Raw genomic sequence first — 10349 nt, forward strand, 5'->3', positions numbered from 1 at the left:
CACAGAGTAGTTTTGCGCTAGGAGTTTTAGAAGTTTCAATCCCCACCAGCTCCGAAGAGCCGGTGATACGGAGTTCTATCTGCAGTCTCTGCACCTCCGTGCTCGTTTCAATCCCCACCAGCTCCGAAGAGCCGGTGATACGATGGATACTTTCAGGTAGCGATGGTAACATATTCCCGTTTCAATCCCCACCAGCTCCGAAGAGCCGGTGATACTTCTGATATGGCTGTACGATACCGGTAGGTTACAGCTAGTTTCAATCCCCACCAGCTCCGAAGAGCCGGTGATACGGCAGGTACGCCGATGCCGTTCATCCAATCCAGCACGAGTTTCAATCCCCACCAGCTCCGAAGAGCCGGTGATACGCTCTTCTGTCAACGGTTTGTAGACACCATCACCGTTTCAATCCCCACCAGCTCCGAAGAGCCGGTGATACGGTACGCCGATGCCGTTCATCCAATCCAGCACGAGTTTCAATCCCCACCAGCTCCGAAGAGCCGGTGATACCAGCTGCTCAAAAACGGTTGGCGCTACGTCTGCAAGTTTCAATCCCCACCAGCTCCGAAGAGCCGGTGATACACCTGATCGCCTACATTCATTATTACTCCACACTGTGGTTTCAATCCCCACCAGCTCCGAAGAGCCGGTGATACAATCCTGCTCCATATCAAAACCTCTCAAATGGATAGGTTTCAATCCCCACCAGCTCCGAAGAGCCGGTGATACCCAGTCTAGCACGAAACAACCATCGGGTGGATAGGTTTCAATCCCCACCAGCTCCGAAGAGCCGGTGATACTGGCTTCACCTCAGATTAGCTGATGGCGATGTGGTGTTTCAATCCCCACCAGCTCCGAAGAGCCGGTGATACAGCACCTATCAGAAAGCCTGCTCTGTCCACATCACATGTTTCAATCCCCACCAGCTCCGAAGAGCCGGTGATACCCACTACCACTTGTAGACGTGTGCTGCGGACTGAAGTTTCAATCCCCACCAGCTCCGAAGAGCCGGTGATACAACCACAGTATTCCTGCGAATCAGTTGCAGGGTGCGTTTCAATCCCCACCAGCTCCGAAGAGCCGGTGATACTATCGGATACCTGCTATGGAAGAAATTAAGCAAATAAAGTTTCAATCCCCACCAGCTCCGAAGAGCCGGTGATACCTTCCGCGTCTGCATTGGGAACTTGACACTAGCGCGTTTCAATCCCCACCAGCTCCGAAGAGCCGGTGATACTTTCAGCATCCTGGAAACTTTCAGGGTGAGCTATGTTTCAATCCCCACCAGCTCCGAAGAGCCGGTGATACAATCTCGAGATACGCCCGCTCGGGCATGTGAATCAGTTTCAATCCCCACCAGCTCCGAAGAGCCGGTGATACCCGTTAAACAGTACTGCTGCAGGTTTTTGGGTAGGGTTTCAATCCCCACCAGCTCCGAAGAGCCGGTGATACCCGCTGATAGTTGTACGTTTCCACTACCACTTGTAGTTTCAATCCCCACCAGCTCCGAAGAGCCGGTGATACTGGCCACCGCTACGTTTGCAGCCAATGTCAACGAGTTTCAATCCCCACCAGCTCCGAAGAGCCGGTGATACGCTACTTGAATTTCCACACTCAGATCCGTCCAGGCGCGTTTCAATCCCCACCAGCTCCGAAGAGCCGGTGATACATACTATCAGCTAGGAGCGCTGTCTCCAAAAGAGTACGGTTTCAATCCCCACCAGCTCCGAAGAGCCGGTGATACTGCGAAAAATTGTTAAAAGACATCACACCCGTATTGTTTCAATCCCCACCAGCTCCGAAGAGCCGGTGATACTGGTGCCGGCGTCGGCGTCGGTGTCGGTGGCGGTTCTGTGTTTCAATCCCCACCAGCTCCGAAGAGCCGGTGATACGTGCTACATTCTGCCCTGCATTCTCCACGATTCCCAAGTTTCAATCCCCACCAGCTCCGAAGAGCCGGTGATACGGAACCAAAAGGTAGCGTATACTGCTATGCAGACGTGTTTCAATCCCCACCAGCTCCGAAGAGCCGGTGATACGAGGCCGCGCGCGAGCGGCTGTTGGGAACAGATTATGTTTCAATCCCCACCAGCTCCGAAGAGCCGGTGATACAATCTCAAAGAACTTCTTTCTTGTATCGCTAACAAGTTTCAATCCCCACCAGCTCCGAAGAGCCGGTGATACAAGGAGTTCGAGCAGGCGCGCGAGCGCCTGCTAGGGTTTCAATCCCCACCAGCTCCGAAGAGCCGGTGATACCCGCATAAGGAGGGTAATCGCGTTGGTACTTATCGTTTCAATCCCCACCAGCTCCGAAGAGCCGGTGATACATGGCTGTACGATACCGGTAGGTTACAGCTACTAGGTTTCAATCCCCACCAGCTCCGAAGAGCCGGTGATACCCTCCCATCATAGACACGCGCGATTGGGTAAACACAGTTTCAATCCCCACCAGCTCCGAAGAGCCGGTGATACGGTCAACTTACTCTCAAAATAAAGGCTACTTAAGCCCCTACCCTCGAGAAGTTGCCTCTTATATTATACCACACTCTCTCAAAATCCTGCGCGAACCTCTCTCTCGAACCCACGATCACTCCCGATTCGCGCAAACTTAGTTTTTCCTAAATAATAAGCGGATCAGAGGGTGGACGGTACAAGTCCCGACCGTGTACCTCTACTACGTCCTCTCGACGACCCTTTAAACGATAAATGCGTAGGCTGTCCTGCTCTAAGTCTATAATCTGCAGCAAACGAGTCCGCAAACGCTCTAAATTGGTCTCGGATAAGCTACACTCAAAAACCGAGTTCTGTACACGCTGCCCGAACGCCTCACAGGCCTTAGCAACCATCCTTAGACGACGCCGGCCGGCCTCCGTCTCCGTGTTGACGTCATAGGTTACCACAATGTCCAATGTGACACACCTAGGCTATAGTCATTAGTCAAGTATACCTCTCAACGATTTAAGTTCACCTCTTAATTAGCCATCTATCAACATCCCACAAAATATCATTTAACCGTGTACGGAATGTAGTAGTCTGTGTCTCCACGTATGTAGCGTGAAAGTAAACGTGCCTGTAATTGAGGTACAAGGCCTAATGGTACTTTTGTCTTTAAAAGCGAATGGTGGACTTCTTCCTGCTTCCTTTTTTGATAAGCTCCTAATACCACCTTACGACCGTCCTCATTAAGCAAAACGCTGCCTCCGGCGCGCTCCTCAAAGTGACGCTCCTCGATCTGCCCACGATTGATAAGTGCCAATACAAAACGGTCACCAACACTTGGCCGAAACTCTTCCAGTAGATCGAGCGCTAATGCAGGGCGACCAGGTCGTAGAACATGCAGAAAACCAAACTGAGTATCTAACCCGACACTTGCCAATGCGCTCTCGCACTCCGCAAGGAGAAGCGTATACACAAAAGAAATTAACGCGTTTACACGATCCCGCGGAGGGCGACGGCTCCTATTGTGAAATCGGAAGGCTCGATTCTCTTGCTTAATGAGATGATCAAAAACCTCAAAATAGATGGCCGCCGCTTGTCCCTCAATCCCCCGCAATGCGTTGATCTCTACAACTTCCGCTGTCCGACCAAGCAACTCCCCTAGAACGCCAGCAGCCTCCTCTAGAGCCGTCTTCGCCTGCGCGGATATGCCGCTGTCGCGTAAGGCACGCAGGAGGTTGTTCCTGCAGTTTTTTATCTTTCCCGCAACAATAGGACGCGCGATGTTTAGAGCCATCTGGCTATCACAATGAGCCTTATATTGCGCCGCACGCAGCAATACGTTGCCCGACTCAGGCCCAACAACACGTGCCTTAAAGTTGCCGGCGTAGTCTAAAAAGATGACATCCTTCCCCTCCTCTGCGCAACGCATGAGCAGTTGAGGCGTTAAGGACGTAGCCCCGAAAAAAACCAACTGGCCGATATGTATGAGAGGGACTTGAATGAGCTTTTCACCCTCTAACTCCACACGCACGGTATCGCCGTCTAGCCGAGCGTAGGCGCCTGGTGTCATAACAAACAGAGTGTTTAGCAGTTCACGACTCATCCTCTTCTTCCTCCATCTCCTCTAACCGATAAAGAGCCTTTGCGTGCCAGGCAAACCGCGCAGTTGCCAATACCTCCGGCATGCAGATATCATGTAAAGAGCAGTTGGGGCAACGCTTGTCATTTACAGGAGGTGGCACCCTGCCATCACGTATCATATTGCGGATATCCGCAATAGCCTCTAAAACTTTCGTTCGCAACTCCTCCGAGAAGATCACCTCCCGACGCCTGCGCGATGAGATGTGGTAAATTGCCCCCTTCTCTACCGAACGGCCAAACATCTCCTCCAAACACATACCTTGAGCGCATACTTGCAGTGCGTCAAACAGGTTATGGCGCCGCGGACCGTGTTTGTACTCAACGGGATAGATGGTGCCGTCCGGCCAAAACTCGACCACATCGGCTTTGCCGACTAAGCCCAAGCGATCCGACCACAATGGCAAAGCCTTTTCAATGCGTGCGCCCCTCACGGTAACCACATCTTCCACGTCTACCTGTGAGTGGCTTCGTATCCCCATCAACGTATAGGGATTTTCCTCGTAAAGCTGCTCGACATGCATGAGACCGCATCGGCGTGTGCAATAGCCGTATTGGGCAAGAGCAGATATCAGGATCGGTTCCTCCTCTTGCATTCCTTACGATGCCTCCTTTCTCTTACAAGCCGATGCGTAATAATACCATTAGATAGCTCCTACCAAAATAGTCCTCTGTGTCGGCTGTAGTACAGGGGTGCAAGAAGCGATGATGAGGCGCTCCCTATCCTCCTGCATTTATTCCACCGTTCAAAATACATATCTCCCCTCTCCCACTTTGGGAGAGGGGAGGCAGCGGTACGTACGCTGTTATCACTAGAGCTTTTCGATAAGCTCAACTCCCGCCGGTACCCGATCGGCATATATCTCTAGGCAGTAGTCGTGGAAGCTACGCGCCGGCTTCTGAGGGTCTTTTCGCCAGACACGTACGATCTCCCCATGGTCCTCGCTACCGCCCACGTCAAGCAACCGATAGGCCGGAGCGCAACCCAAGATCGCTTGCCGTTTTCGTTGTTCAGGTATCGTATCGGTGCCTACATGCTTGAACACAATGAGCTTGCGCGCCGACATCATCCCTTTACTCGAAGAACGGTCATGGTCGTACATGTTACAGAGGGCTTCCCATAGCAGCTCTAAGTCCGCCTCGGAAAAGCCGGTACCGCGGAACATATCATCCTTTTGGGCTAAATGAGCACTTACGAAGCCGCGGGCGAGGTAGAGACCATAGGAGATCAGCGACTTGCGCCCCATGGTTCGCAGTTGGTCTTCCGGTTGCTCCTGCTCCCATTTGAGATAGTCCTCACTGCTCTTGGCCCCTTGCACATCTTCGGCAATGGCCATGCGTGTGATGGATATCTCTAGGGGATAGATGGGGTCTATGGAACGGGCAAAGCTTATCTGCACCGGCCCACGGACCTGCCCCGCATTAGGCCCCGTGCTCATTACCGCTCCGAAGGTGCGCACATCGTAGAAATTTGCGCACATCCAGTCGCGGGCTTCCAGCACTTTTTCTTTGGATGCCTTATCCTCCTTCGAGGTTTTTAGTTTCAAGCCTCCTGTCTCCTCATGGGCACGCGTAATGTGCCGGTTGAGATTCGTGGCATGCTCGATAAAGATGGCGTAAGGCATTCTGTTCTCGTGCTTGGCAAGCACATAGTTGCGCACACGCCGTTTCAAGGCCACATCCGATACGATGCCGTGCATGTCTTCTGGGTCTACGCGTGGGGCATTGCCGGCATCGGGATCGCCGTTCGGGTTGCCATCTTGGCAATCGAAAAAGTAGAGAAACTCGTAACGATTGGAAATGGGTTTAGACATTCTTTTCCTCCTCTATTGTTTCGTGATCAGGCTGGCCTGCCGGTGAGGCCGATTTCGTAGGGGAACGCATCTCGGCAAGCTGATGGTAGTAACCAAGAGCGAAAAGGCTCTGGTCTTCGAGGCTAAGCGTTCTCGGAAGCCGCTCAGGTATAGCGTTGTAGATTTCGGTGAGCTGATCGAGATACCAGTTCTGCAGCCCCTTGCTCTCTATACTGTTAAGGTGAAATCGCGCGGTGCGGTCAAGCCTCGCGAGCACAAGCGCCGGAGTGGCGCAGGCAGCCGCATAGAAGCGTTGCACGACACCTGCCCCCACATTGCCCAATGCCGCTTCCTGTAGACGCGCATAGACAGCCATCAGGCGACCGCAGTGATAGGCAGGACTTGGGTGTTGTTTGTTGAGATTAGATTGCATCTGTTTATCTCCTTTGTTCCGAACATGATAGGCTTTCAGTAAAGCCATACGAGCCTGTAGAAGGTTCAACAGGTTTCGGTTTCGTGTCTCTACCGCCTCCTCCCAATCCCCCGAAAGAACAAACTGATTGTGATGATAGAGTATGCGTCCAAGCACTTCAAAAGGCAGGGGCGTGCCTTCGATAGCCGCATGCAGCAGACTCGTTCGTACCCCAGAGAGGGGCTTAATCCAATCCTCATATTGTTGTTGGGGCAATCGGGGTGGAAGCAAACTGGTAACTAAACGTTCGAAACCGGGGTTTAGCGCATCACCTCCTCCATCATAGCGGACGATCCGCAGATGTTCAAACCACTCGGCCACGTGAGTGGCTAAATCCTCAAACTGACCCATGGCCCAGTCGCGCACCATAACACGGCCAGCCGCACCGGATAAAGTGAGAATGTAGAAATAGCTATTCCCTAGCTCGATGGCCTCCGCTTTACCGGTGTGTAGGTAGTCTAAAAGATTACGAGCACGCTGCAAAGCGCTTCGTGCTTGTGCCTCTTGCCCCTCCTCCGCTTGCTCTCCTAACAAAAAGGCCACAGGGTCGTTTTCGATAGGAACCGTGTGGCTATACCAATACACCACCTTGGTACCGGCGAGGCGCTTGGCGTTGTTTTGTAGAAGGTCTTCCAAAGCAGCGCGATAGGCAGCAGCGCTCTCTGCCGAAACGGCTGCATTGGCCGACTGTTTCAGACCATACGACTCAAAAGCATCTTTATCGAAGCCAACAAGAGAGGAACCGGAGCTTTGTCCGCCAACATCCGCTAACCCGCGTATTTTGGGGTGAGTTGGTTCAGGAACTACTAAGTCTCCTGTCGCGAAACAGACCATTCTCGCCCCGCCCGTTGCTTGCGAAGCTCCTGCATTACCGCCGATACTACTGCGAAACCGACGCCACCAATCATGCCAGCGACTATCCTCCAGAAGCAGGTTACTGCCAACCTGCAGCGTCAATTTATCGGTAGGCTTTACTTTATTGCGCTCTAGGTCTTCGCAAATTCTGTTGCGTATTTGTGGATCACCCAAGCTCTGCGCAACGGCTCTCAGCTCGGGTACTGCTGTGGAAGCCTGCTCTAGAAGCCCTACAAAGAAGTTGTGTTTCTCCTGTTTCTTTTGCAAATCCTCCGGCTTCACCTTGTAGAGCGCCACACAATCTGCCGATTCATAAAGAAACTGGCTTCCTGGGTTTAAGCGCACCAGCTCCGGTTGAGACAAATTGGGGCAAACATCGAACTTGCGCCCAACTTTATCTCCGAGCGGCACTACCCCCAAGTAACGACCATCGGCACTAAAGCTAAGACACCATCGAATCGTTTGAGTGGCGAAACCGGGTTCGGAGTGAAGCCCCTTTTGTGTGGCGTAGCGCACAAGTTGATCGATCATTCTTAGCCTCCTGGAATGGGTTTTTTTACCTCTGGACTTTCAAACGGCGGCACGCGCAATCGTCCTCCTTCGATTCGCGCATGAAACAGAGTAATGAAGGGCTTATCTTCGCTTGTTCCCGGCCGTGAAAGGTCGAATACGTCGTATAACATCCATCCAACCTCCATATCGAAAGGGATGGGTGTGGCTCGGTCGGCTTCCTCCACCAATCGAAAGTAGGCCACGAACTCGCGCATGCCTAAATAAGGCTGCCAAGCACATTGTCCTTGCTCCGCTCTGCGTCGAAACTGCGCCTCGAATGCTGCCAGTTCGTTCTCATAGCCCGGCCAGGGGCGTATCTCGGCATGCAGGCGATAGCGCACGTTTTTGAGGGCGATGGTTTGGCGCTGAGTGCGTCCTTTGGCCTCGTCATCGGTATCCGCATAGAGAGGCTCAGGCTCCTCTCGCCCCTCCATCCAGCGCCAAAGCGTGTCGGTTCCTGGCGTTTTTTGCTTCATCTCATTGCGACGCAAAGCGATGTAGCGCGGCCTCTCGAACAGCTCTACCTCGAGAATCTGCCAGCGGAATTTGGAGGGTTTTACGTAGATAGCATCGAAAATGCCTCTCGCCGCCGACGGCGTGATGACAGGATAGGTGAACCGCTCCACAGAAAGGGGCGGCTGTGAAAAGCAAGCCAAGTCACCCCACACTTCCAAAACCTGCTGGTTCGATCTCCTCATAGCAACTTCTCCTCCTCGTCATTGGATTTAAGCGATAAGCACATCCATTTCGGCGTCGTCATTTTTAGGATAAAAACCGACCAGGCTATAGTAGTCCTCCCTACGGTAGCATAAAAACCAACGATTGGCAAAAAATCCCCAACCGGGTACCGGCTCTAAACTTCGCGACAGAGTTCGTGGAAGATATAAACTGATCGTCAGTGGTTGGGCACGTCGCACCCACGACTTACTCACTCCCTTTGAACGCACCTCATCGGCCAACTGCTCAAACAGTTCCAAAGCCCCTTGATAGGGCACCACGACATGAATGAAGTCCTCATCAATAATTCGATAGCCCTGCGCTACCTCTCGATAGTTCTGATTCGCTATGGCCTTTAGCAAGTCGCGATTTAACTGGTTGATGCCGGCTAGGTTATATAACTCCCCATAGTAGCGTTGGTATAATGCTGGGCTTTCGATATCTAGCTGATCCGTCCCAAGCTCTCTTAGAATCTTCTCGGTAACTCGAGTGGCCTGTTCATAGGCTTTATCGGGATACCGTTCATCGCAAAGCCGAAACACGCGCAGTGTTCCCTTTCCCTCTAAAAGGCCGTTTCTATTAACTCGTCCAGCTACCTGCGCAATAGCCGATAACGGTCCTAACACGCGGTACCCTAAGGGAAAGTCCACATCTACGCCCGCCTCAACGCATTGAGTGCTGATCAATCTACACGCTTTATTCTCCAGCAGACGAGCTTTTACCTCTTTTAGAATTTCTTGCCGATGCAGAGGACACATGCATGTGGAAAGATGGTAGAGGCCTTCCATGCTCATATCTCGCAACGTAAGCGCAATGGCGCGTGCATCTTTGCGCATATTTACCACACACAGCAGTTGCGTCATCGGCTCCTGCGCGACTTTCCGGCAAAGCTCCTCTATCGTCATAGGGACATCCCACAACCGCCAGTCTACGGTAACTCGTTGCATCTTCTTGAAAAGATGGGGTAGAGCGATTTCACGGGGCTTCCATCCGCTATTGCCCTCTTCCTGCACCTCCTTGTGAAGCAGAGAAAATGCCGGCTGTGTGGCCGTGGAAAACACAATACTGACTCGATAAGGCGGCGACGCCAGACGCGAGAGCGTTCTCAATGTTGGTAACACAATAGATGTTGGAAGTGTCTGCACCTCATCAAAGAACACGATGCTCTCTCCGATAGAGTGCAGCTTACGACAATCCCCTGGAGAGTTGCTAAAGAGCGATTCGAGGAACTGCACATTCGTGGTAATGATGAGGGGGGCCTGCCAGTTCTCCGATAGCTGGCGCTCGATCCGACGCTCCTCTTCGGAAAGAGAACTCTCCGAGCTAAGTCGCTGCCATCGAGCAGAGCTGTGGTGCTCCAACACATACCCGCTACCGAAAACAGGCTCGAAGATAGCACGACATATGGAGACAACCTGCTCGACGATGGTAAGATAGGGAAAAACAAGGATCAGACGCTTAAAATCGTGCTGTTGGGCATGGGTCAGGCCAAACAGTAACATGCCCAAGGTCTTTCCCGAACCGGTTGGAGCCGTAAGGGTAAAGAGGCCTGGAGAATTGGCTGCAGTCTCTCGACAGTTGTGCAACAATTCCTCTCGCACTGCGATGACCTCGGCTTTGGCGCGCCTGTTTTGACGTACCTCTTCGTCGAGATAGCGCTCGAGGGCTGCTAAAGCGCGTGCAGGCTCTAAACTTTTGGGGGTTTCACGCTCTTCGCCAAAGTGTTGTGCCGTATCAAGAAAATCGGCATCTACAAGGGCGGAAAAAAGCATTCGTACATCGAGCATAACGGAAGCGGTTGTGGCTAGTTTTGGCTTAACGAGATAATTTTTGGGCGGCTGAACCGTAAAACCATCGGCCTGTAACCGTGCTGTGAGGGCTTCCAC

The 10349-nt window shown here is 52.5% G+C and carries 7 protein-coding genes and 1 CRISPR repeat array; all 7 genes read right to left on the reverse strand.

Features of this window, described 5'->3' with window-relative positions; all coding sequences use genetic code 11:
- Positions 1-32: 32 nt before the first annotated feature.
- A CRISPR array of direct repeats spans positions 33-2469; the repeat unit is 37 nt; unit sequence GTTTCAATCCCCACCAGCTCCGAAGAGCCGGTGATAC.
- Between the two features lie 146 nt (positions 2470-2615).
- The gene (gene cas2 / locus VKV29_RS06560) at positions 2616-2897 is read right to left on the reverse strand and encodes a CRISPR-associated endonuclease Cas2 (RefSeq protein ID WP_324200511.1); all 282 of its coding nucleotides are present in this window, start codon (positions 2895-2897) and stop codon (positions 2616-2618) included.
- A gap of 104 nt (positions 2898-3001) precedes the next feature.
- Positions 3002-4039 carry a type I-C CRISPR-associated endonuclease Cas1c gene (gene cas1c / locus VKV29_RS06565; RefSeq protein WP_324200505.1) on the reverse strand — a complete coding sequence of 346 codons (1038 nt, stop codon included), beginning with the start codon at positions 4037-4039 and terminating at the stop codon, positions 3002-3004.
- The gene (gene cas4, locus VKV29_RS06570) at positions 4029-4670 is read right to left on the reverse strand and encodes a CRISPR-associated protein Cas4 (RefSeq protein ID WP_324200506.1); all 642 of its coding nucleotides are present in this window, start codon (positions 4668-4670) and stop codon (positions 4029-4031) included. Before cas4 ends, cas1c begins: the two co-directional genes overlap by 11 nt.
- 216 nt (positions 4671-4886) lie before the next feature.
- Positions 4887-5888 (reverse strand): type I-C CRISPR-associated protein Cas7/Csd2, encoded by a 1002-nt coding sequence (cas7c, locus tag VKV29_RS06575; protein ID WP_324200507.1) that lies wholly within the window; start codon positions 5886-5888, stop codon positions 4887-4889.
- On the reverse strand, positions 5881-7725 hold the full coding sequence (gene cas8c, locus VKV29_RS06580) for a type I-C CRISPR-associated protein Cas8c/Csd1 (RefSeq protein ID WP_324200508.1): 1845 nt from the start codon (positions 7723-7725) through the stop codon (positions 5881-5883). Before cas8c ends, cas7c begins: the two co-directional genes overlap by 8 nt.
- 2 nt (positions 7726-7727) lie before the next feature.
- Positions 7728-8444 carry a type I-C CRISPR-associated protein Cas5c gene (gene cas5c, locus VKV29_RS06585; protein ID WP_324200509.1) on the reverse strand — a complete coding sequence of 239 codons (717 nt, stop codon included), beginning with the start codon at positions 8442-8444 and terminating at the stop codon, positions 7728-7730.
- 27 nt (positions 8445-8471) lie between these two features.
- Positions 8472-10349: CRISPR-associated helicase/endonuclease Cas3 (locus VKV29_RS06590; RefSeq protein ID WP_324200510.1), on the reverse strand; the 1878-nt coding region annotated here is incomplete at its 5' end.

The sequence above is a fragment of the Chthonomonas sp. genome (assembly GCF_035294165.1).
Taxonomy (GTDB): Bacteria; Armatimonadota; Chthonomonadetes; order Chthonomonadales; family Chthonomonadaceae; genus Chthonomonas.